Source organism: Streptomyces sp. NPDC051183 (assembly GCF_040682455.1).
Lineage (GTDB): Bacteria > Actinomycetota > Actinomycetes > Streptomycetales > Streptomycetaceae > Streptomyces.
This window is the reverse complement of the sequence record NZ_JBFBBA010000009.1, coordinates 178,128-200,100: the sequence shown is the minus strand read 5'-3', so window position 1 is coordinate 200,100 and position 21,973 is coordinate 178,128. Positions and strand designations below refer to the sequence as shown.

17 protein-coding genes are annotated in these 21,973 nt (G+C 73.5%); 11 read left to right on the top strand and 6 right to left on the bottom strand.

Features of this window, described 5'->3' with window-relative positions; all coding sequences use genetic code 11:
• The first annotated feature begins 46 nt into the window (after positions 1-46).
• The 4 genes from AB0M99_RS10950 (at position 47) to AB0M99_RS10935 (ending at position 3,818) form a co-directional block, all read left to right on the top strand.
• Positions 47-484 (top strand): MarR family transcriptional regulator, encoded by a 438-nt coding sequence (locus AB0M99_RS10950; RefSeq protein WP_365918825.1) that lies wholly within the window; start codon positions 47-49, stop codon positions 482-484.
• A gap of 111 nt (positions 485-595) precedes the next feature.
• On the top strand, positions 596-1,717 hold the full coding sequence (locus AB0M99_RS10945) for an alpha/beta hydrolase-fold protein (RefSeq protein ID WP_365918823.1): 1,122 nt from the start codon (positions 596-598) through the stop codon (positions 1,715-1,717).
• 218 nt (positions 1,718-1,935) lie between these two features.
• Positions 1,936-3,027 carry an alpha/beta hydrolase-fold protein gene (locus AB0M99_RS10940; RefSeq protein ID WP_365918821.1) on the top strand — a complete coding sequence of 364 codons (1,092 nt, stop codon included), beginning with the start codon at positions 1,936-1,938 and terminating at the stop codon, positions 3,025-3,027.
• Positions 3,024-3,818: a trypsin-like peptidase domain-containing protein gene (locus tag AB0M99_RS10935; protein ID WP_365918819.1), complete on the top strand. Its 795-nt coding sequence runs from the start codon at positions 3,024-3,026 to the stop codon at positions 3,816-3,818. The genes AB0M99_RS10940 and AB0M99_RS10935 overlap by 4 nt, the downstream gene beginning before the upstream one ends.
• Before the next feature lie 37 nt (positions 3,819-3,855).
• On the opposite strand, the gene AB0M99_RS10930 is transcribed toward AB0M99_RS10935, so the two are convergent.
• The 3 genes from AB0M99_RS10930 to AB0M99_RS10920 form a co-directional block, all read right to left on the bottom strand.
• A complete protein-coding gene (locus AB0M99_RS10930) occupies positions 3,856-4,746 on the bottom strand; it encodes an EamA family transporter (protein WP_365918817.1) in 891 nt (296 codons plus the stop codon).
• Positions 4,747-4,788: 42 nt separating this feature from the next.
• Positions 4,789-5,598 carry an isocitrate lyase/phosphoenolpyruvate mutase family protein gene (locus AB0M99_RS10925; RefSeq protein WP_365918815.1) on the bottom strand — a complete coding sequence of 270 codons (810 nt, stop codon included), beginning with the start codon at positions 5,596-5,598 and terminating at the stop codon, positions 4,789-4,791.
• A 79-nt stretch (positions 5,599-5,677) separates the two neighbouring features.
• Positions 5,678-6,787, bottom strand: coding sequence for a pyridoxal-phosphate dependent enzyme (locus tag AB0M99_RS10920; RefSeq protein ID WP_365918813.1), 1,110 nt, complete (start codon positions 6,785-6,787; stop codon positions 5,678-5,680).
• Positions 6,788-6,995: 208 nt separating this feature from the next.
• On the opposite strand from AB0M99_RS10920, the gene AB0M99_RS10915 reads away from it, so the two are divergent.
• From AB0M99_RS10915 to AB0M99_RS10885, 7 genes are all read left to right on the top strand, one after another.
• The gene (locus tag AB0M99_RS10915; protein WP_365918811.1) at positions 6,996-8,567 is read left to right on the top strand and encodes a S8 family peptidase; all 1,572 of its coding nucleotides are present in this window, start codon (positions 6,996-6,998) and stop codon (positions 8,565-8,567) included.
• Between the two features lie 634 nt (positions 8,568-9,201).
• Positions 9,202-10,344 carry a DUF4190 domain-containing protein gene (locus tag AB0M99_RS10910; protein WP_365918810.1) on the top strand — a complete coding sequence of 381 codons (1,143 nt, stop codon included), beginning with the start codon at positions 9,202-9,204 and terminating at the stop codon, positions 10,342-10,344.
• Positions 10,345-10,482: 138 nt separating this feature from the next.
• A complete protein-coding gene (locus AB0M99_RS10905) occupies positions 10,483-11,235 on the top strand; it encodes a GntR family transcriptional regulator (RefSeq protein ID WP_365918808.1) in 753 nt (250 codons plus the stop codon).
• A gap of 261 nt (positions 11,236-11,496) precedes the next feature.
• A complete protein-coding gene (locus tag AB0M99_RS10900; RefSeq protein WP_365918806.1) occupies positions 11,497-11,682 on the top strand; it encodes an SPOR domain-containing protein in 186 nt (61 codons plus the stop codon).
• A gap of 74 nt (positions 11,683-11,756) precedes the next feature.
• Positions 11,757-12,149 (top strand): (deoxy)nucleoside triphosphate pyrophosphohydrolase, encoded by a 393-nt coding sequence (locus AB0M99_RS10895; RefSeq protein ID WP_365918804.1) that lies wholly within the window; start codon positions 11,757-11,759, stop codon positions 12,147-12,149.
• Positions 12,150-12,440: 291 nt separating this feature from the next.
• The gene (locus AB0M99_RS10890; RefSeq protein ID WP_365918802.1) at positions 12,441-12,869 is read left to right on the top strand and encodes an ATP-binding protein; all 429 of its coding nucleotides are present in this window, start codon (positions 12,441-12,443) and stop codon (positions 12,867-12,869) included.
• A 185-nt stretch (positions 12,870-13,054) separates the two neighbouring features.
• Positions 13,055-15,649 carry a SpoIIE family protein phosphatase gene (locus tag AB0M99_RS10885; RefSeq protein WP_365918869.1) on the top strand — a complete coding sequence of 865 codons (2,595 nt, stop codon included), beginning with the start codon at positions 13,055-13,057 and terminating at the stop codon, positions 15,647-15,649.
• Between the two features lie 134 nt (positions 15,650-15,783).
• On the opposite strand, the gene AB0M99_RS10880 is transcribed toward AB0M99_RS10885, so the two are convergent.
• The 3 genes from AB0M99_RS10880 to AB0M99_RS10870 all read right to left on the bottom strand — a co-directional run bounded on the left by AB0M99_RS10880 (position 15,784) and on the right by AB0M99_RS10870 (position 21,944).
• Positions 15,784-16,503: a PspA/IM30 family protein gene (locus AB0M99_RS10880; protein WP_365918800.1), complete on the bottom strand. Its 720-nt coding sequence runs from the start codon at positions 16,501-16,503 to the stop codon at positions 15,784-15,786.
• Between the two features lie 82 nt (positions 16,504-16,585).
• On the bottom strand, positions 16,586-18,646 hold the full coding sequence (locus AB0M99_RS10875) for a TPM domain-containing protein (protein ID WP_365918867.1): 2,061 nt from the start codon (positions 18,644-18,646) through the stop codon (positions 16,586-16,588).
• 142 nt (positions 18,647-18,788) lie between these two features.
• The gene (locus AB0M99_RS10870; protein WP_365918798.1) at positions 18,789-21,944 is read right to left on the bottom strand and encodes a protein kinase; all 3,156 of its coding nucleotides are present in this window, start codon (positions 21,942-21,944) and stop codon (positions 18,789-18,791) included.
• Positions 21,945-21,973 lie beyond the last annotated feature (29 nt).

Genomic DNA, 21,973 nt, shown 5'->3' with positions numbered 1-21,973 from the left:
GTAAGTTAGAGCTCTAATTCGTACAAGGGCCCCGTAGGATGCCGCAATGACCTCCATGCCCGTCGAGGAGCGCATCGGCTCCCACATCAAGCGCGCTGAACAGGCGCTCCTCGCGGCCAAGAACGCCGCCGTGAAGTCGGCCGCGGTAACGGTTCCGCAGTACACCGCGCTGCTCTGGCTCTCCGAGAAGCCCGGCATCTCCGCGGCCGGGCTCGCCCGCCTGTGCGGGGTGACGCCGCCGACGATGAACACCGTGCTGAAGAACCTCCAGGAGCGCGGGCTCATCGAGCGGACCCCGCACGAGCTGCACGGCAACGTGCTGGAGACCCGGCTCACGGACGAGGGGCGCGCCGTGATGGAAGTGGCGGACGCGGGGGCCGTGGCCGTGGAGCGGTCGCTCGCGCAGGAGTTCACGGGGGAGGAGCGGGAGCTGCTCGTCCGGCTGCTGGGCCGGTGCGTGGAGCGGCTCGACGCGCGGACGTGAGTCCGGAGCCGGTCCCCGCGTATGACATATGAGATCTTGTTCGGGTTTTTGCCGGGATTGCCCGCCGTGCTGTCCAGCCCGGGGCAGTCGTGACCGTTCGGAGCGAAGTTCGTGAACCAGTACTCGCAGCCCCCGGCCCCGCCCCGGCGCCCCCGGCGCGCGGTGTGGATCAGCGCCGTGGTCGCGCTCGTGCTCCTCATATCCGGCGGGTTCGCCGCCTGGAAGCTGGACTGGTTCTCCGGCAACGGCGAGTCCGTGAGCTTCGGCAAGGCCCCCTCACAGCCGCAGCCGCAGCCCCAGCCGCCGACGGGCCCGGCCACGGGGACGCCGTCCCCCGGCGCCCCGCAGCCCACCCCGGCGCCGAGCGGCGACCCCGACGTGCTCATGCCGTCCGGTCCGAAGTCCGACTTCAAGCAGACGACCAAGCTCGACGACGGCACGGTGATAGCCAAGACCCGCCTCGCGGGTGCGAAGTCCGGCTTCGAGGGTGACGTCTGGGTGTGGGCGCCCAAGGAGTACGACGACCCGAAGTACGCCAAGAGCGCCTTCCCGGTGCTCATCGCGCTCCCCGGCGGCAACGGTTTCCCGGCCAACTACTGGTCCGACCGCAGCCTCGGCCTCCAGAAGGCCATCAGCGAGGGCGTCCGGGCCGGCACCAGCCTGCCGTTCGTCGTGATCATGCCGGTGCTCAACCCCGACAACAAGTACTACTACGACGGCTCGGACATACCCGGTCAGCCGAAGATGGGCACCTGGATCGCCGAGGACGTCCCGGACTTCACCCGGGCCAATTTCCGTACGTACAAATCCCGTGACGGCTGGGCCTTCATGGGGTCCTCCTCCGGCGCCTTCGTCGGCATGAAGACCCTCCTGGAGCACCCGGACAAGTTCAAGGCCGTGATCGCCAGCGGCGGCGAGATCGTCCCGGACTCCCCGCTCTGGAAGGGCCACCAGGCGGAGATGGCGGCGAACAACCCCGAGACGCTGGCGCAGAAGCTGATCGACACCAACGGCCCCGAGGTCTTCATCAACTTCCAGGTCGGTACGAAGGAGTCCGGCAAGGACCGGATGCTGAAGTTCCAGCAGCAGTACGGCAAGGGTCCCGTGAAGACGACCATCCACGACATCCAGAACGGCGAGCACAACGGCTGGCACTACGTGCGCGGCATGAAGGAGAGCTCGCTGGAGTGGGTCAGCAAGGTGCTCAAGGGCCCCAAGCCCGAAACCGGCTGATCAGCGGGGCGCGGGCGGCGGTACGGCGGTCCGCGCGGCGGTGGCCGGGCGGGCGCCCGGCGCCGGCGTGCCCGGTCGTCCGCGTGGTTCGCGCCACGTCCCACCCGTCCCAGGCAACCCATCCGGTCGTTCACACCTCTGTTAAGGATGTAAGGGGGACCAATCGGTCCGGCCCGCGCTCCTCTGACGAGCGCCGGAGAAGGAACGGGACACATTCCGTGCAGCATGACCAGCCGGGCGACGGCAGCGCCACGACCAAGGCCCGCCGTCGACCCAAGCACCTGCGCCTGATTCTGATCAGCGGTGGACTCGCGTTCGCCCTGGCCGCCGGGGGTGCGGCCGCCGTGTACAAGTACGACCTCTTCTCGGACATAGGGGATCCGGTCTCCTTCGGGAAGGTCCAGCAGCAGAAGGCCTCCAAGGCCTCCGACGACACCCGGCCGGGGGTACGCATGCCCTCCGGACCGGCCGCCAAGTTCATCCGCACGCACCGGATGCCGGACGGCACGCAGATCGGCAGGACCACGCTCACGGGCAAGAAGTCCGGCTTCACGGGTGACGTGTGGGTGTGGGTGCCCAAGGAGTACGACGATCCGAAGTACGCCAAGAGCGCCTTCCCGGTCCTGATCTCCCTGCCGGGCGGCCGCGGCTACCCCACGAACTACTGGGGGACCGGCCCCGGCCTCGGCCTCCAGCAGGCCGTGAGCGACGGGGTGAAGGCCGGCACCAGCCTGCCCTTCATCCTCATCATGCCGGTGCACAACGCCGACACCCAGCACCACTTCGACGCCTCGGACATCCCCGGTGAGCCCAGGATGGGCACCTGGATGGCCGAGGACGTCCCGGATTTCACGAAGGCCAATTTCCGGACCTTCACCTCCCGCGACGGCTGGGCCTTCATGGGCTCCTCCGCGGGCGGATTCGGTGCCTTCAAGCACGTCCTGAAGTACCCCGACCGGTTCAAGGCGGCCATCGCGAGCGGGGTCGACATCGTCCCCGACTCCCCTTTGTGGAAGGGGAACACGCAGGCCATGGACGAGAACAACCCCGAGAGGCTCGCCGAGAAGCTGATCAAGGACGGCGGCCCGGACGTCTACATCAACTTCCAGATCGGCACCAAGGAGGGCGGCCGCGACAAGGCCGAGAAGTTCATGAACGACTACGGCAAGGGCCCCGTGCACACCACGCTGCAAGTGATTCAGGATGGTGAGCACAACGGGAAGTCGTACGTGCGTGGCATGAGGGAGGGCTCGCTGGAGTGGATCAGCAAGGTGATGTCGGCGCCGACCCCCGAACCCGTCGTGCGATGAGCCCGGCGGTGAAGGGGGTCGCCTCCGCGGCCGTCGCCGGGGTCGCCGCGGTGCTCGCCGTGGTGTTCCTCAAGACCTCGGCCTCGGGAGACAGGCAGGCGCTCCCCTTCCCCACCGTCGGCGTGCTCATGGCCAACGGCGAGCACTGGTGCACGGCGAGTGTCGTCGACAGCCCCGCGGGCAACGTCGTCGCCACGGCGGCGCACTGCGTGGCCCCGGCGGGCGAGGACGGCCTGCCGGGCGAGGTCGCGCACGACGGCATGGCCATCGGCGAGCTCGCCTTCGCCCCCGCCTTCTCCGGCGAGGGCTCGGGGCGCCGGCCCCTCGGGGTGTGGAAGGTGCGCTCCATCCAGGTGGACGAGCGCTGGACGAAGTGGGGCGAGGACACCGCCGACTTCGCCTTCCTGACCGTGGAGCCGGACGGGGACGGTCGCAGCGTGCAGGCCGCCGTCGGCAGCGGCGAGGCCCCCAGGCCCGACTGGACCTCCGGCTACGAGCGCGACGTGACGGTGGTCGGCTACCCGGAGTCGCAGCACAACCCGGAGAACAAGCCCGTCGCCTGCACCACCCAGTCCCGCCACGACGAGAACGACCCCGACATGCTCTACATCAGCTGCGCGGGGTTCTGGACCGGCACCAGCGGCAGCCCCTGGGTCGCGGACCGGGGCGGCCCGAACCAGCCGGGGCGGCTGATCGGGGTGCTGAGCGGCGGGGACACCGACGTGGACTCGACGGCCGCGCTGTTCGACGAGCGGGCGAAGGCCCTGTACGAGCGGGCCTCGAAGTCCTGAGCCCCCGGCCCGCCCGGCCCCGCGCCCGGCCACAGCACTAGGGCCGGCGCTCGGTGCTCACGATCACGCACACCGCCGCGACGACGATCGCGCCGCCGAGCAGGATCGGCCAGGTCAGCGCCTCGTCGAGGATGAGCCGGCCGAGGACTACGGCGACGACCGGATTGACGTACGCGTACGTGGAGACCAGCGACAGCGGCGCCGCCCGCAGCAGCCACACGTACGCGGTGAAGCCGATGAGCGAGCCGAAGACGACCAGGTACCCCAGCGCCAGCCAGGACGCGGTGGAGAAGCCGCCCGGGTCGAGGCCGTGCTGCTCGCCGCGGCACAGGCCGACGATGATGCCGCCCACCCCGCCCGCGAGCATCTGGTACGCACTGCCGGTGAAGGGGTTGTCCGGGAGGGTCAGCCGCGCCGCGGAGAAGGAGCCGAGCGACCAGAGGGCCGAGGCGCCCACCACCAGCAGTACCCCGCCCAGCCCGACCTCGCCGCTGATGCCCGGAACGGTCAGGACGGCGAGCCCGGCGAGGCCGAGGAGCACCCCGCCGAGCGTGCGCAGCGGCGGCCGGTCCCCGGTGCCGGCCCGCAGCAGCACCAGCCACATCGGCACGGCCGCCACCAGCAGCGCGGCCAGGCCCGAGGGCACCGAGGTCTCGGCGAGTACCACCAGGCCGTTGCCGCCGAGGATCAGCAGCAGCCCGACCAGGACCGCCGAGCCGAGCTGCCGGCGGCTCGCCCTGAGCGCCGCCGGGCCCGCGCGCCAGGCGACGACGGCCGCCAGCAGGAGGCCGGCGGTGATGAAGCGGGCGCCGGCGGACAGGAACGGCGGCATGGTCTCGACGACGATCCGGATGCCGAGGTAGGTCGAGCCCCACAGGACGTAGACGAGGGCGAGGGCGGTCCAGATGCGGGCCGATGAGCGGGACATGATCCGAGCCTAGATCGCTGTGGTCTACATCTTTGGCACGTCTCAGCCCTTGAGCAGGCCGTTGAGGTCGCCGTACGGGAGGGAGCCCGCGAGCGAGCCGTACGTGCCGCCGGAGATCAGTTCCTCGGCGGCGCGGCGGACCACGGCGTACGCGGCTTCGGCGACCCAGGAACCGAGGCTGACGCGGGCCACGCCCAGGGCGCCGAGCTCGGCGACGGTCGGGGCGCCGGGGCCGACGAGGATGTTGAGCGGGGCGTCGATGCCCTTGACGAGCTCGGCGATGGTGGCGGGGTCGGTGACGCCGGGGACGAAGACGCCGGTGGCTCCGGCGTCGAGGTAGGCGGCTGCGCGGGCCAGGGTCTCGTCGAGGCGGGTCTCCTCGGCGCCGAGGCCGAAGAGGTAGGTGTCGATACGGGCGTTGATGTAGAGCGGGATCCCCGCGGCCGAGGCGGCGGCGCGGGCCGCGGCCAGGCGCTCGGCGTGGTCGCCGGGGGCGCGGGTGCCGTCCTCGATGTTGATGCCGACGGCGCCGGCGGCCAGCACCCCGGCCACGGTCTCGCCGACCCCGGCGGGGTCGGCGCCGAAGCCGCCCTCGATGTCGGCGGTGACGGGCACGGAGACGGCCCCGGCCACCCGGCCGACGAGGTCGAGCGCGCGGTCCCGGGCCAGGGCGTCCCCGTCGGGCGCCCCGAGCGACCAGGCGACTCCGGCGCTGGTGGTGGCGACGGCGGGCGCCCCCGCGGCCTCGACGAGACGGGCACTGGCCACGTCCCAGGCATTGGCGAGGGCCAGCGGAGCGGACGGGTCGTGCAGTGCGGCGAACTGGCGGGCAAGGTCAAGGTGACTGGTCATGGGGCCAGTTCACCAGACGTCCGCACCGGTGGGCTGGCGATTTTCCGACGTCTGCCCCGGCCCGGCCGGCGGCCGGGCGCTACGCCAGGCCCGTCTTGGCGCCCGCTCCGCAGAGGGGGACCACCGCCGTGCGGCCCTGCAGCGGGTCCCCGGGAGCGGCGGGGCCCACCGCGGCCCAGCAGGCGGCGGCCGTCGGCTCCACGAACAGGCCCCGGCGGGCCAGGTCGTGCTGGGCCGCGCGCAGCCGGTCGTCCGGAACCGTCAGGAAGGTGCCGCCCGACTTGCGGACCGCCGACAGGATCTGCCGGGCCCGCGGCGGGGCCGGGATCGCGATGCCCTCGGCCAGGGTGGGGAGCGCGGGCGCCGGCTCCGCGTCCTCGGCGCCCGCCGCGAAGGCCGAGGCCAGCGGGGCCACCGCGGCCGACTGGACCGCGATCAGCGCGGGGGGCCTGACCCCGCGCCGGGCCAGCTCCTCCACGGCCAGCGCGGCCCCGAGCAGCAGGGTGCCGTTGCCCACCGGGACGACCAGCGCCTCGGGGAGGTGGCCGCCCAGCGCCTCCCAGATCTCGTACACGTACGTCTTCGTGCCGTGCAGGAAGTACGGGTTGAACACGTGGCTCGCGTAGAACACCCCGGGCAGGTCCGCCGCCGTGCGCGCGGCCCGCGCCGCCGCCTCCCGGCCGCCCGGGACCACCCGGACCGTTGCGCCGTGCGCCCGCATCTGCTCGGTCTTCTTCTCCGAGGTGCCCTCGGGCACAAAGACTTCACAATTCAGCCCGGCCCGCGCGCAGTACGCCGCGAAGGCGGTCCCCGCGTTCCCGCTGCTGTCCGCCACGACCCGTTTCGGGCCCAGCCGCCGGGCCAGTTCCGCGAGCATCACCGCGCCCCGGTCCTTGAACGACAGCGTCGGCATGAGGAAGTCGAGTTTGGCGTGAACCCGCTCCGCGAGCGGCACCAGCGGAGTGTTCCCCTCCGCCAGCGTCACCGAGAACGCCCCCGGCAGCGGCAGCGCGGACCCGTACCGCCACAGCGAGTTGGGGCCGGCGGTCGGCTCCAGGGGGCTGGCCGGATCGGGTGCGAAGTCGAGGTCCCAGGGCCCGCCGCAGACCGGGCAGCACCACGGCGCCGTCCGGGCGTCGGCGCCCGTGCCGTCCTCGGGGCAGACGTAACCGGGGAGTGCGTGCGTCATGTGCGGAGCGCCTTTGCTCGTTCATGGCCGGTGTATGGCACGGATGTTACGCGTCCGTTGTCCTCTTGTCGGGAGCCGAGGGGGTGGGTCAACCTTTCGGAGGCGATGGTCCGTTGGGCCGAATGGTTTGTCATGAGCATGGCCATACCCGTGGCCGTGCGTCGCCGCTCACCCCCCGCAGCGCACCACCTATGAGAAGGACCCCCACATGTCCGTGATGCGTCACACCCGCCGGAAGCTCGCCGGCCTGAGCGCGACCGCCGTCGCGGCCCTCGCGCTCGGCGCGGCCGCCGCGTTGCCCGCCTCGGCGGCCGAGTCCGCCCCGCAGGGCGTCATCGAGAACGCCGGCGCCGCCGGCGCCGTCTCCGGCAGCTACATCGTGACCCTGAACGACTCCGCCGCCCGCTCCACCGCGGACAGCGGCAAGGCCGTGGCCAAGCGGTACGGCGCGAGGATCGACCGGACCTACAGCGCCGCCCTCAACGGCTACTCCGTCGAGGTCTCCGAGGCGCAGGCCAAGAAGCTCGCGGCCGACCCGGCGGTCAAGTCGGTCGTGCAGAACCGGACCTTCACCGTCGACGCCACCCAGCCCAACCCGCCGTCGTGGGGCCTGGACCGCATCGACCAGCGCGCGCTCCCGCTGAACCAGAGCTACACCTACCCGGACAAGGCCGGTGAGGGCGTCACCGCTTACATCATCGACACCGGCGTCCGCAAGACGCACCAGGACTTCGGCGGCCGTGCCGTCGACGGCTACGACGCGATCGACAACGACAACACCGCCCAGGACGGCCACGGCCACGGCACGCACGTCGCCGGCACCGTCGGCGGCGGCGCGTACGGCGTGGCCAAGAAGGTCAAGATCGTCGGTGTCCGCGTGCTCAACAACCAGGGCTCGGGCACGACCGCCCAGGTCGTCGCCGGCATCGACTGGGTCACCCGGAACGCCGTCAAGCCGGCCGTGGCCAACATGTCGCTCGGCGGCGGCGCGGACTCCGCGCTCGACACCGCCGTGCGCAACTCCATAGCCTCCGGCATCACCTACGCGGTCGCGGCGGGCAACGAGTCCACGGACGCCTCGACCAAGTCCCCGGCCCGCGTGGCCGAGGCCATCACCGTCGGCGCCACCACCAACACCGACGCCAAGGCGAGCTACTCCAACTACGGCTCCATCCTGGACATCTTCGCGCCGGGCTCCTCCATCACCTCCTCGTGGGGCACGGGCGACACCGCCACCAACACCATCTCCGGCACCTCGATGGCCTCGCCGCACGTCGCGGGCGCGGCCGCGCTCTACCTCTCGCAGAACCCGGGCAGCACCCCGGCCCAGATCCGCGACGGCCTGGTGGCCGCCTCGACCCCGAACGTGGTGACCAGCCCCGGCACCGGCTCCCCGAACCGCCTGCTGAACGTGGGCGCCGGCGGAACCGTCCCGCCCGGCCCGCGGTTCGAGAACACCGCGGACTACGCGATCAGCGACAACTCCACCGTCGAGTCGCCGATCACCGTCAGCGGGATCTCGGGCAATGCCCCGGCGGCGCTGAGCGTGCCGGTCGACATCAAGCACACCTACACCGGTGACCTGAAGGTCGACCTGATCGCCCCCGACGGCTCGGTCTACAACCTGCACAACCGCTCCGGCGGCAGCGCGGACAACATCATCCGGACCTTCACGGTCAACGCCTCGTCCGAGGCGGCCAACGGCGTCTGGAAGCTCCGCGTCAACGACAACGCGAACATCGACACCGGCAAGATCGACTCCTGGGCGCTGCAGTTCTGACCCGCAGGGCCTGAAGGCGCGATGAACCGATCGACGAAAGCCCGAATCGAAGCATGAACATGGAGCGGGTGGGTTCTGGCTGGGGAGCCGGGGCCCACCCGCTGCTTGCTGACGGCGCAGGCGGCGCCCGGCCCGCCGCGGGTGATGTTCTAGCGCTGCCGGCAGTGCGCGGGGTCGTGCCGCACGGCCCAGGCGTAGCCGCACACCCGGCAGTCGGCCATCGGGCCGCCGAACCTGAAGGCGATCGGGGCCGGCATCCGGTCATGTGGCCAGCGTACGGAGGCAGGGCCCGGAAGCGCGAAATCGTCCCCTCCCAGCCCGAAGGCCGGGAGGGGGCACTGTCGTTCACGTGATGCTGGTCAGGGGCATCCACGATCTGGTCCGGATGGTGGTCGGGGTCGCGTTGCAGCGTTCCCGGGGGTCCCGCTGACCACGGGTCGGACGGACGGGCGGACCGCGGGTCCGGCGGCGAGGATGTCGGCGCCGGGCGGTGTCGAGCCGTCGTTCCGCTGGAGCTTGACCGAGCGGCGAACCGCGGGGGCGACCGACTGGGCGGTCGCCCCCGCTGCGTACTATTCGCGCATTCGTTCGCGCCGTTTGCCGCCGCCATGTCCTCGATGGAGCACCTCACCCCGTGAGCACCCAGCCGCCCCCCTCCTGGCCCGTTCCGCCGCAGCAGCCGCAGGCGTACGGGCAGCCCCCGCTCAACGGGTTCGCGCTGGCCTCCCTGCTCGTCGGGCTGCTGTGCCTGCCGCCGCTGGGTGTGGTCTTCGGCATCGTGGCACTCGTACAGATCGCGAAGAGGCGGGAGCGGGGACGGCCGTTGGCGGTCGCGGGCCTCGCGCTCTCCCTGGTGATGACCGTGGCCCTCGTCTCCGTCACGGACCGGCTCGCGGAGGGCTTCTTCGACCGGGTCAGCGCGCTGGAGCAGTTCGAGAACGTCGAGGGCGACCTGACCGACATCGACGAACTGCGGGTGGGCGACTGCTTCAACGTCCCGGGCGGGGACCTGCTGGATGAGGACCCCTTCGTGTACCGGATCGACTGCGCGCAGGTGCACGACGCGGAGGTCACCTCCTCCGCGCTGCTGACCCAGCCGGGCTATCCGGGCGCGGAGCCGCTGCGCAAGTCCTCCGCGGACGACTGCTGGAAGGCGCAGGACGCGTACGCGATGGACACGTGGGCGCTGCCGGACTACGCGGAGATGTTCTACTTCTCGCCCTCGCGCGCCTCGTGGCGCGACGGCGACCGGCGGCTGCTGTGCGTCATCGGCACGGCCGCGCAGGAGCACAGCGGGAGCCTGCGCAAGGACGCCGGGATGCTGACGCCGGAGCAGGTGGCGTTCCTGCGCGCGGTGAACGACGTCGACCTGGCGATGGGCCGCGTGCCCGACCCGGACGTCGAGGACGCTTTCCCGGAGTACCGGGAGTGGGCGCGGGAGGTCGACCGGGCGCTGGAGGCCGAGGCGCGGGTCCTGGGCGAGGCCGCGCAGCGCCCGGACGTGGCCGCGCAGGCCGGGGCCCGGCTCAAGGAGGTCGAGGCGGCGCGCAAGGAGTGGCAGCGGGCGGCCCGGGAGGTGACGGCCGAGGGGTTCGACCGGGCGTGGAGCCGGGCGCTGGACGCGATGCCGGTGGAGACGGAGAAGGCGCTGCGCGGTGCGTACGGGCTGGCGACCACGGTTCCGGAGTGGCTGGCGGAGTATCCCGGTGACTCGGAGGACCCGGACGGCGGTTCGGGCGGCGACTCGGGCGGGGGGCCGTCGTCCGGCGCGGCTTGAGCGGCTCTGGTGTGACGCGCGGTAACGGGTTTGAGTGACCTGGCTTCATCACTTCGGGTGAAACTCTGGCCCTTGCTTGCTATGCACAACCGTCGGTTGCCAGGGTGTAGCTGTCTGTCAACCTGATGGGAGTGGCCAGTGACTTTCGGTGAGCAGCCGGCCTATCTGCGCGTCGCCGGGGATCTGCGACGGAAGATCGTCGATGGGTCCCTGCCCCCGCACGCCCGGCTCCCCTCGCAGGCCCGGATCCGCGAGGAGTACGGGGTCTCCGACACCGTGGCGCTGGAGGCGCGCAAGGTCCTCATGGCGGAGGGGCTGGTCGAGGGCCGGTCCGGCTCGGGTACATACGTACGCGAGCAGCCGGTGCCCCGGCGGGTCGCCCGCTCCGGGTACCGCACGGGCGGCGCCTCGACCCCCTTCCGCCAGGAGCAGGCGGACGCCGCCGCGCGCGGCACGTGGGAGTCGAGCAGCGAGCAGGCGGCCGCGCCCGCGGAGATCGCGCAGCGGCTCGGCATCGAGCCCGGCGAGCGCGTCATGCGGACGCGGTACGTCTTCCGCGACGCGGGGGAGGCCATGATGCTGTCGACCTCCTGGGAGCCGCTCGCCGTGACCGGCCGGACCCCGGTGATGCTGCCGGAGGAGGGCCCGCTCGGCGGTTCGGGGGTGGTGGACCGGATGGCCGCCATCGACGTGGTCGTGGACAACGTCGTGGAGGAGGTCGGCGCCCGGCCCGGCCTGGCGGAGGAGATCGGCCTTCTCGGCGGGGTCCCGGGCCATGTGGTCCTGGTGATCGGCCGCACCTACTTCGCCTCCGGCCGCGCCGTGGAAACGGCCGACGTGGTGGTCCCCGCGGACCGCTACCGCCTCTCGTACCACCTCCCGGTGCGCTGACGGGGTGCCCCCGGGGGTGCAACCCCCGGTCAGCGCCCTGGAGTGACGGGCCGTCACGTCGCGGGCCCGTGATCGCGATGCCCGCGTCGCGCCGGGGCTGAACCGGCGCGCACGGCCCGCTCGTACGCATGGCCGGATGCGTACGCCTGGGAGGTACCTCTTCGTGAAAAACCGTATCCGCTGTGTAAAGGTCGGGCGTAAGCTCGGGCATATGCGCAATGCGGTTTCCCGGGCAGGTACGTCGGCGGAGGGTGAAACGCGATGAACGACAGCGGTGCCCTGCTCCAGTGGCTTGTCATACGGCAGGACGACAACGGCAACCGCTACCGGGTGGGCCGGTACTCCACCCGGGCCGAGGCCCAGAAGGTCGTCGACAAGCTCGACGACCGAGGACACAAGCAGCTCTACTGGGTCGAGCGGATCGGCCAGACCGCCACTACGAACTGAGCGACGAACTGAGCGACGAACTGAGCGACGACCGAACGTCGCAGCGCTCGCGACGCTGCCACTAGGCTCCGCCCATGACTGTACGAGTGGTCGTGGGCGGAGCCCTTTGTCATGAGGGGCGCCTGCTGGCCGCCCGCCGCAGCGCACCCCCGGAGCTGGCCGGCCGCTGGGAGCTGCCCGGAGGCAAGGCCGAGCCCGGCGAGACCGTACCCGAGGCGCTCGTGCGCGAACTGCGCGAGGAACTCGGCGTGGAGACCGAGGCGCTGGAGCGGATCCCGGGCGAGTGGCCGCTGCGGCCCGGCCTAGTCCTGCACGTGTGGACGGCCCGGCTGCTGTCCGGGGAGCCGGCCCCGCTGGAGGACCACGACGAGCTGCGCTGGCTCGGGCCGCACGAGCTGGACTCCGTCGACTGGCTCGACCAGGACCGCCCGGCCGTCGCCGAGGCCGGGCGCAGGCTGGGCGGCTGACCACCGGGCCCGGGTGGCCGAGTCGGGGTGGCCGGGCCCGAGGCGCTGACCGCGGAGAACGGGCAGCCGCCGAACGCCGGGGCCGCCGACCGCCGCACCCGTGGGGGCCGCACGGCCCGGCGCACGGGGGCGCGTGACGCTCGCGCTGTAGGCCGTATGCGCCTCAGTGCGCCGGTGCGTGGGGGACCGAGTGGTACGACGCCGCGAATATCGGGTATGTCGCTATTAATCCCTATCTCGTCCCCCTCTCGCCTCGGGCGAACCGGACTGGGGTCGCTGCTGGCCCGGGAAGTGATCGGCGTGATCGACACAGACGGTGAATGCGCCGAATGGGCCTTCCCCGCCGAACCGGGTGCGGTCCGCACCGCCCGCCACGCCGTGCGCGGCAAACTCCGCTCCTGGGGCCTGGACTCCGTCGGCGACGTCACCGTCCTGCTGGTCAGCGAGCTGGTCACCAATTCACTCCGTTACGCCTCCGGCCCGATCGGAGTCCGCCTGGTACGGCGGAATCCGGCCGCCGGAGGCCCGTCGGGGGGTCCGGCGCTTCTCGTGGAGGTTTCCGATCCGCTTCCGGATCCGCCCCGCGAGCGCATCGCGATGCCGGACGACGAGGGCGGCCGGGGACTGCACCTCGTGGCCGTCTCGGCGCAGCGCTGGGGGACCCGGCGCGGCAAGTCGGGCAAGACGGTGTGGTTCGAGTTGGCTCTTCCTGGTGAGTAACAAGGTGAAGGGGTGCCACCGATCACACGGCATGGCCGGAAACTAACGGGACCTTTTCGTGATCGTGAGCGCCGTGCCGTCAGGGGCCGTGATGCTGAATACTTCGGTCATGGCCGGTCCGGTTGCGGTGAGCTGGAGGGGACGGTCGCGTGAGCGAGATACCTGCGCAGGCACATCAGGCCCGTGTGCCCGGGGAGACATGGCACGACTCCCTGTGGCACAGCAGCCCGCCTGGCTCGATATATGACTACATAAAGGTCGCTTCGTTCTCGATCGGCCCCGACGGGCTCATCGACCAGTGGAGCCTGCGCGCGGAGGAACTGTTCGGGCTGACCGCCGCACAGGCCGTCGGCCGCGACCCCGTCGACGCCTTCATGCCGCCCGAGATCCGCGCCGACGGGCACCGCCGGGTCGCCGAGATCCTCGACGGCAAGGAATGGACGGGCCTGATCCCCTTCCGGATCCCCGGAGGCGACGGCGGCGGCGATGCGCACGGGCTGGCCGAGATCTATGTGATGCCCACCCAGACCGAGGCCGCCGAGCGGGCCGCGCTGTGCGTCGTGGTCGACGTCCGCGCCCTGCGGCGGATCGAATCCGATCTGGCCGCCTCACAGGCCATATTCGGCCAATCTCCCTTCGGCTTCCTGCTCTTTGGTACGGACCTCACCGTGCAGCGCGCCAACCGCCGCTTCGCGACCGTCTTCGGCGGCGCCGCGGAGGAACACCGCGGCCGCACCGTCCACGACTACCTCCCGCCGCACGAGGCCGACCGCATGGCCGAGGCCCTGCGCCGGGTCCTGGAGACCGGCGAATCCGTCACCGACCTCCAGATCACCGGGGCCGCCCCCGGCAGCCGCGAACACCGCCACTGGTCCATCAACCTCTACCGCGTGCACGGCGGCACCGGCCGGCCCATCGGCGTGGCCGGGCTCGGCACCGACGTCACCCGCCGCCACCTCGCCGCCCGCGAGGCCGCCGGGGTCCGGCGCAACCTCGCCCTGCTCAACGCGGCCGGCCACCGCATCGGGAACTCCCTCGACCTGGAGACCACCGCACGCGAACTGCTCGACGTCACCGTCCCCGGCTTCTGCGACCTGGCCGCCGTCGACCTCTACCAGGGGCTGCTGCTCGGCGACGACGACCGGCCCGCCAGGCCCCAGGGGCCGGGCGTACCTTCCCTGCCGCCCGGCCTCGGTGCCGGGCGGGCGCCCTCCGCGCCGCTGCGGCGGGTGGCCTTCGCCTCGGCGGTCTCGGACGCCCCCCTGTCGGGTCCCGGCGCACTGGTCTCCGTAGGCGATGTCCACCGGTACCCGGCCGCCTCGCCCGGCGCGCTGGCGCTGCGGACGGCACGGCCGCGGCTGATCGAGGGCGGCGGGACCGACGACCTCGTGCAGTCCACGCTCGTCGTACCGATGGTGGCCCACGACACCGTCGTCGGACTCGCCCAGTTCTCCCGCACCAAGGGCAGCGAACCCTTCGGCGAACGCGACCGGGCGGTGGCGGTGGAGCTGGCCGCCCGGGCCGCCGTGTGCATCGACAACGCACGGCTGTACCGGCGCGAGCACGAGCGGGCGCTGATACTCCAGCGCAGCCTGCTGCCCCCCGGCGACCCCGAGGCCGCCGGCCTCGACATCGCCTGCCGGTACCTGCCGGGCAACGCGGCGACCGAGGTGGGCGGCGACTGGTTCGACGTCATCGAACTGCCCGGCCACCGCACCGCGCTCGTCGTCGGCGACGTGATGGGCCGCGGACTGCGGGCGGCCGTGGCCATGGGCGAACTGCGCACCGCCGTACGGACCCTGGCGCTGCTGGACCTCGAACCGGCGGAGGTGCTCACCGCGCTGGACGAGATCGCCCGGGGACTGGGCGCGCCCGGCGGCTCCCAGCAGGCGTCGCGGGCCGCGCTGCACTCGCGCGACGCCGACCGGTCGGAGGTGTACCTCGCCACCTGCGTGTACGCCGTCTACGACCCGGTCACCCGGCGCTGCACCATCGCCAACGCGGGCCACATGCCGCCGGTGCTGGTGGAACCCCCGGACGAGGGCGGGCGGCCGCGGCCCGCGCTGCTGCTGGAGGTACCGCCCGGGATGCCGCTCGGGGTGGGCGGGGAGCCCTTCGAGGAGGTCGAGGTGGAACTCCCCGAGGGCGCGCTGCTCGCCCTGTACACCGACGGCCTGGTCGAATCCCGCGACCATCCGCTGGAGGAGGGGCTGCGCGGACTGCGCGAGGCCCTCGCGGATCCGGTCCGCCCGCTGGAGGACGTCTGCGACCACGTCCTGAACACGCTGGACACCCGGCACGGCGAGGACGACATCGCACTGCTGATGGCCCGGGTGCAGGGGCTCCCGGTGGACGCGGTCGGCGACTGGCAGCTGCCGCGCGAGGCCCGGTCGGTGGGCAGGGCCCGGGAGCTGGCCCGGGCGAAGCTGCCCGCCTGGGGCCTGGAGGGTCTGCTGGACACCACGGAACTCCTGGTCAGCGAGCTCGTCACCAACGCCCTGCGGTACGGGGAGGGCGAGATCCGGCTCCGCCTGCTGCTGGACCGGACCCTGGTCTGCGAGGTCTGGGACGCCAACCTCGTCCAGCCCCGGCGCCGGCGCGCCCGCGACACCGACGAGGGCGGGCGGGGCCTCCAGCTGGTCGGCCTGCTGTCCGCCGGGTGGGGCACCCGCCGCACCCACCGGGGCAAGACGGTCTGGTTCGAGCTCCCGCTGCCGGGCGCGGCGGCGGAGGCCGTCTCCGAACTGTCGGCGGAGCAGCTGCTGAACATGTACGGCTGACCGGCACACCGGCTCAACCGAGTGCCCGCCCATCTGCGGGCACTCACCCGCATCGAGCGCCGCGGCCCGGACCACCCGCACACCGGGGCCCGCGGGGGCCCCGCGAAGCGGTGCGGCGCGGCAGCCCGGGAGGGTCAGGCGGCCTTGCCCGCCTTCAGCGCGGCGAGCCTCGCCTCGATCTCCGAGGTCTTGCCGAGGTCGTCCAGGGACTCGAACTGTGCGTCCAGGGAGGACGCCGCCAGCTCCTGCTTGCCCATCGCCATGGCCTCCTCGCGGCGGACCTTCTCCTCGAAGCGGTTCAGGTCGCTCGTGGGGTCCATGACGTCGATGTTCTTCACCGCGTCCAGCATGGTGTTCTGCGCCCGGGCCGTCTTGGCGCGGGCCACCAGCTCGTCGCGCTTGGCCTGGAGCTCCGTCAGCTTGTTCTTCATCGAGTCTAGCCCGGACTTGAGCTTGTCGACGACCTCGGTCTGCGCGGCGATCGTCGGCTCGGCCGTCGTCGCCTCCTTCTCCGACTGCATCTGGCGGCCCAGCGCGACCTTCGCCAGGTTGTCGAACTTGTCCGCGTCCGCCGCGGCACCGGACGTGCGCAGCTCGTCGGCCTTCCTGCTCGCCGCGAGGGCCTTGCCGCCCCATTCCGCGGCCGCCTCCACGTCCTCCTTGTGGTCCGCCTCCAGCATCCGCAGGTTGCCGATGGTGGTGGCGACGGCCTGCTCCGCCTCCGCGATGTTGTTCGTGTAGTCGCGGATCAGCTGGTCCAGCATCTTCTGCGGGTCCTCCGCCTGGTCCAGCAGCGCGTTGATGTTGGCCTTGGCGAGCTGGGTGACCCGGCCGAGGACGGTCTGCTTGCTCATGGTCGATCTCCCTGGAGTGAGTACGGGGTGAGGGTGCTGTGCAGGTGCTCTCGGGGCCCTGCCGGTGCCCCGGGCCGGGGGTTCAGAAGCGGCCGCCGCCGCCCATCCGGCCGCGGGTGCCGCCGCCGCCGAAGGAGCCCGGGCCGCTGCCCCCGCCGCCTCCGCCGCCGAAGCCGCCTCGGCCTCCGCCCCCGCCGCCGAAGCCGCCGCCGAAGCCGCCCCCGCCCCGGAGGATCTCGCCGAGGATGATCCCGCCGAGCACGGCGCCGCCCCGGCCGCCGCCGGTGCGCCGGCCGCCGTAGGGGTCCTGGTACGCCCGTACGTCCTGCTCCGCGAGCTGCTGCGCCTGCCGGGCCAGCGAGTCCGCCTGCTGCGCCTCGGAGAGCGCGCCCGGCGGGTCCGTCGCCGCCAGGGCCGCCGACCGCTCCAGGTGGCGCTGCGCCTCGGCCAGCCGGGTGCGGGCCTGGCTGCCGACCGCGCCCCGGCTGGTGGTGACGTAGTCCGTCGCCGCGCCGATCGCGCTGCGGGCCGAGAGCAGGGCCTGGTCGAGGAGGGCCGCCGCCCGCTGCCGGCCCGTCTCGCGCTCGCGCGCCCCCGCCAGGGCCTCGTCCAGGGCCGCGTCGGCCTCCTCGACCCGGCGCAGCGCGTCGATCGGGTCGTACCGGCCGGCCGCCTGCTCCTGCCGTACGTCGGCCAGGACCGACTCCGCCCGGCTGATCCGGCCGCGCAGGTCCGCCGTCGAGGTGCCCTCCGCGGTGCCGCTCAGCAGCCCGCGGGCGTCCGCGAGGTCCGTGTCCGTCTCGTTCAGCGCGCCGGTCAGCTTCCCGGCCGCCTCCGCCAGTTCCTGCGCCCGCCGCTCCACCGCGTCGACCAGGGTCGCGGCCTGGTCCACCGCGCCCTCCGCGGCCCGGACGTGCACGGCCGCCTTGCCGTTGTCCCCGCCGTCGATCGCGGCCCTGGCCTCGCCCAGGTTGGTCGTCGCGAACAGCAGCCGGTCCCCGGCCTGTTCGGGGTTGGAGGCCACCGGCGCCGACGCCGAGTCCGCGTACCGCCCGGCCAGCGCGGTCAGCGTCGCCTGCGCCGTCGTCGTACGGCCCGTCAGGGACCGGAAGTGCTGCTCGACCGTGGCGAGGGCCTGCGGGGCGTTCTTCTCCAGGTCCCGCAGCCGGTCGAAGTCGGCCGACTCGGCGTCGAGCCGCCGGTTGGCCTCGGTGCAGCGGGCCACGATCTCGTCCAGCATCCGCCGCCGGGTGGCGTCGTCCTCCGGGTACGCGTCGTCGAGCTGCTGGCGCAGCCGGAACGCGGCCGTCAGCTCGCCCTTCGCGTACGCCACCGCCGCCGTGAAGGTCCCGATCGCCTCGTCGCCGAACTGGGCGGAGGCGAAGCCGAGTTCCTCGGTGCTGGTGCGGATCGCGTCGTCGGTCTCCACCAGCAGCGCCTTGGCCTTGGCGTCCAGCTCGGGCAGCGGGAGCGGGGCGGGCGCCCCGCCCGGCTCGCCCCAGCCCGTGGTGCCCCCGGTCCCCGCGCCCCTGCGCTTGCGGCGGGTGTACGCGTACACCCCGAGGGCGCCGGCCGCGCCGACCGCGACCACCGGGAGCACGAAGTCCCCGGCGCCGCTCTCGCCGCTCGCCCCGCCGCCGGGATCGGCCTCGCCGGGGGTGATGGCGGGCACGGGGACCGGCTGCCCGCCGAGCACGGCGTCGTACCCGTTGGCCGCGCCGATCGCGGCGCCCGCCCAGTCGTTCTGTTTCAGCGCGGGCTCGATGGCCGTCCGCGCGACGGCCGCGAGCTGCTCGCTGGTGAAACCGGAGTCGACATCGGCCGAATAGGCGTACTGCCGGGCGCCGGTCCCGACGGCCAGCAGGACGTCGTTCTGGCCGAGGCCGTTCTTCTGCGCGGTCGCGTCGGCCCAGCTCTGCGCGGAGCGGTCGGAGAAGTCGCGTACGTACGCGACGAACAGCTGGACCTTCCGGTCGGCGTACAGCTTGTCCAGCGCGGCGGCGACGGCGGCCTCGCGATCGCCCAGCGCCCCCACGCGGTCGGTGATCTGCCCCTGCTTCGACAGGGTGACCGGGTCGTCGGCCCGCGCGGGCGGCGCCCCGGCCGCGCCCCAGCCGCCGAGCGCCAGCAGCGCGGCGGCCAGGGCGAGCCCGGCCCGTGCGGACCGAACGGCTATCCCGGCGGTGGTCGGTCTCTTCGGCCTGCTTCTCGGCGGAATCACATTTGGGAGCGTATGGGTGGTTCTGCACCCCCGCACCCGGAGATCGCCCCCGCCGGGTCGCCCGTCAGGGCACCGCGATGGCCACCGGCAGCAGGCCGGGGAGGACCACGTGGTCCCCGATCAGTACCGCCCCGCGCTCGCCGGAGGCCGGGTACTGCCAGCGAGGTCTGCCCGTCGCCAGGTCCAGCGCCGCGACGAACGGCTCGGCGACCTTGCCGAGGAGCCCTCTGCGGCCCGGGCGCGCGGCCCTCACGTACAGCCCGCCCGGCCGGACACCGAGGAGTTCGAGGGCGCAGTCCGGCCCGTCCCGCCGGATCAGCGGGCGCTTCCAGCGCACCCCGCCCGTATCCGCGTCCAGCGCGAACACCACGTCCCATCCCTGTTCCGGGCGGTACGCGGACACGTACACGGTGTCGTGCCACGTCAGAACCCGCGCCGCCGGGGTGCCGATCTCCACGTGCCACTGCTCCCGGCCGGTCGACTGCTCCAGGGCCCGGACGGTGTCCCCGTCCAGTACGAGCGCCGATGGGCCGGAGGAGTACCCGGCCTCCTGCGTGAAGCCCCTGCCCCGCGGCCAGGACCACAGCGGCTCCCCGTCCGACAGGCGCAGCCCCTGCCGCAGCGGGCCGTCCACGACGACCACGCACTCGCCGCCGACCGTCAGCACCCGGGCCGGATCGTGCGGAGCCTCGCGCGTCCACAGGCTCTCGCCCGTCGCCGCGCTCAGGGCGGTCAGCCGCTCGGGCCCGCTGTGGAGCACCATGCTCCCGGCCGCCCGCAGCAGCCGCGCGTCCGGCAGGTCCCGCCACCAGCGCACCCGCCCGTCCCGCGGGTCCCGTGCCACCAGCCGCACCTGGGGGTCGGCCCCCCGCCACACGGCCACGTACACCGTCCCGGCATCGGCCCGGCAGGACACCCTCGTCGGCCGGCCGGGCGGCAGGGCGGAGGTGCCCTCGTCGGCGAACGCCGTCCAGCGCTTCGCCCCCGTGTCGGCCCCCAGGCAGCCCACCTCGGACCCCGACCGCCACACCACCCCGTCCCCGGCGGCGTACAGGGCGTCCGCCCGGCCATCGGCGCTCCATACGCGTGCGCCCGGTGTGCCCGTGGCCCAAGTGGGCGGCCGGACCCGGGACTCGGCGCTCGTCGCGACCGCCGTACCGTGCGGCGGCGGGGTCCCCGGGTCGGTCGCCGCCCCGGGCAGCCACGGCGTGCTGCCCGAGGCCGCGCACTCCAGGGCGATCCGCGCCAGCGCCCCGGCCCGTTCCGCCGCGTCGGGCAGGCTCCTGGCCCGCTCGGCGCGCTCCCGCGCCCGCGCCGGGTCCAGAGGCGGCCGGGTCTCCTGCCCGACGGCCGCCCGGGCCGCCGCGACCGAGGCCAGCGCGTGGTCGGCCTTCTCGTCGGCGGCCGCCTCCAGCCGGCCGTCGATCAGGCCCGCGGCCCTGGTGCGCAGCTGCTCCGACTCGACGAGCTGCCCGCGCGCGTCCAGCCGGGCGGCCTCCTCCCGGAGCCACGCGGCCCGCTCCTCCAGTACCCGGGGGAGCTCCTCCTCGGCGTGCGCGAGCGCCTGAGCCGCGCCCGCGAAGTCCCCGACGGCGCTGCGGTCCTGCGTGATCTGGCACAGGGCCAGCAGCCGGGCCCCCGCGGAGCCGATCCGCTCGCTGAGCCGCAGCGCGGCGGGCAGGTCCCGGGCGGCCAGGGCCAGCACGGTGTCGTACGTCGCGGTCGCGCGCCGACCCGCGTCCTCGATCAGCGACAGCTCCCGTTCGGCCCGCCCGTGGGCCACCGCGAGGGCCATGTTGACCTGAGCCAGGAGCCTGCCCGCGACGGGGCCGCCGAGGTGGTGGTGCCCGAGGATCTGCGCGGCCTGCTCCGGCGCGGGTCCGGCCAGTTCCTGCGCCACCGCGAGCAGCGGGCCGCGCCGGTCGGAGCCGAACACCGTGAACAGCGCCTGCTGCGCGTCGGTCAGCAGCCGCACGGACCGGGCCCGGGAGTGCGGGGCGGTGTCTTTGGCCAGGGCGGTCAGCAGCCGGGCCACCCGGGCCCCGTCGCCCTCGCCGCCGGTCCAGGCGGTGAGTTCGGCGTCCGCGAGCAGCCGGCGCGCGAGGCCCGTGTCGAAGCGGGCCGCGGCGTCCGCGGCCACGGCCAGCACCTCCACGCGGGCGTCCGCGGCGGGCGGCAGGCCCCGCAGCTCCTCCTCCGCCTCCTGGAGGAGGTCCCGCACGAACTCCCGTACCGGGGCCGGTATCCCGCTGCCGCCGGTGGGCGCCGGATCGGCGGGGGCGGCCCCCACCCCGGCCTCCGATGCCGTCGGCGAAGCCAGCGGGGGAGCCGGCGGGGGAGCCGGCGTCGGCACCGGCACCGGCCCGCCGGGAGCGGGCGCCCCGGACAGCGCCCGCAGGACCTTGCCGACCGCCAGCGCCGACTCCGGCCGGTCCGCCGGGTCCTTCGCGAGCAGTTCCAGCACCAGCCGCTCCAGCTCCGGGGCCACCGGCGCACCCGCCTCGCGCAGCGGCAGCGGAGCCTCCTCGATGTGCCGGCGCATCAGTACGTACGGCCCCTCGGCCTGCCCGTACGGCGGCTCCCCGGTCAGCAGCGCGTACAGCACGCCCCCCAGCGCGTACAGGTCGCACCGGGCGTCCACCCGCTCGCCCCGCCACTGCTCGGGTGCCATGTACGGGGGGCTGCCGAAGATCCGGCCGGTCACCGTCCAGCCCGCCGTCGCGTCCGAGGAGTGCGCGATGCCGAAGTCGCAGATCTTCAGCCGCCCCCCGGGCAGCAGGAAGAGGTTGGCGGGCTTCAGATCCCGGTGGATGACGGCCTGCTCATGGGCGGCGGCCAGCGCCTCGGCGGTCTGCGCCGCCAGCTCGACCGCGACGTCCTGCGGCAGCCCGCCCGGCACCCGCGCCAGCACCGACGCCAGGTCCTCGCCCGCCAGCAGCTCCATCACGATGAACAGCCGCCCGTCCTGCTGCCCCACGTCGTGCACCACCGTGATGCCGGGGTGCTGGAGCCGCGCCCCGATGGTGGCCTCCCGTCTGAAGCGGGCGACCAACTCGTCGTTCGTGGCCGCCTCCAGCAGCACCTTGACCGCCACGGCCCGGTCCAGCGCGGTGTCGTGCGCGCGCCACACCTCGCCCATGCCGCCCTGCCCGAGCCGCTGGTCCAGCCGGTAGCGCCCGGCCAGTTGATCCCCCACCCGCACCGCGAAGCCCCCTGACATCACGTCAATGACGTATCCAGGGGGCATTG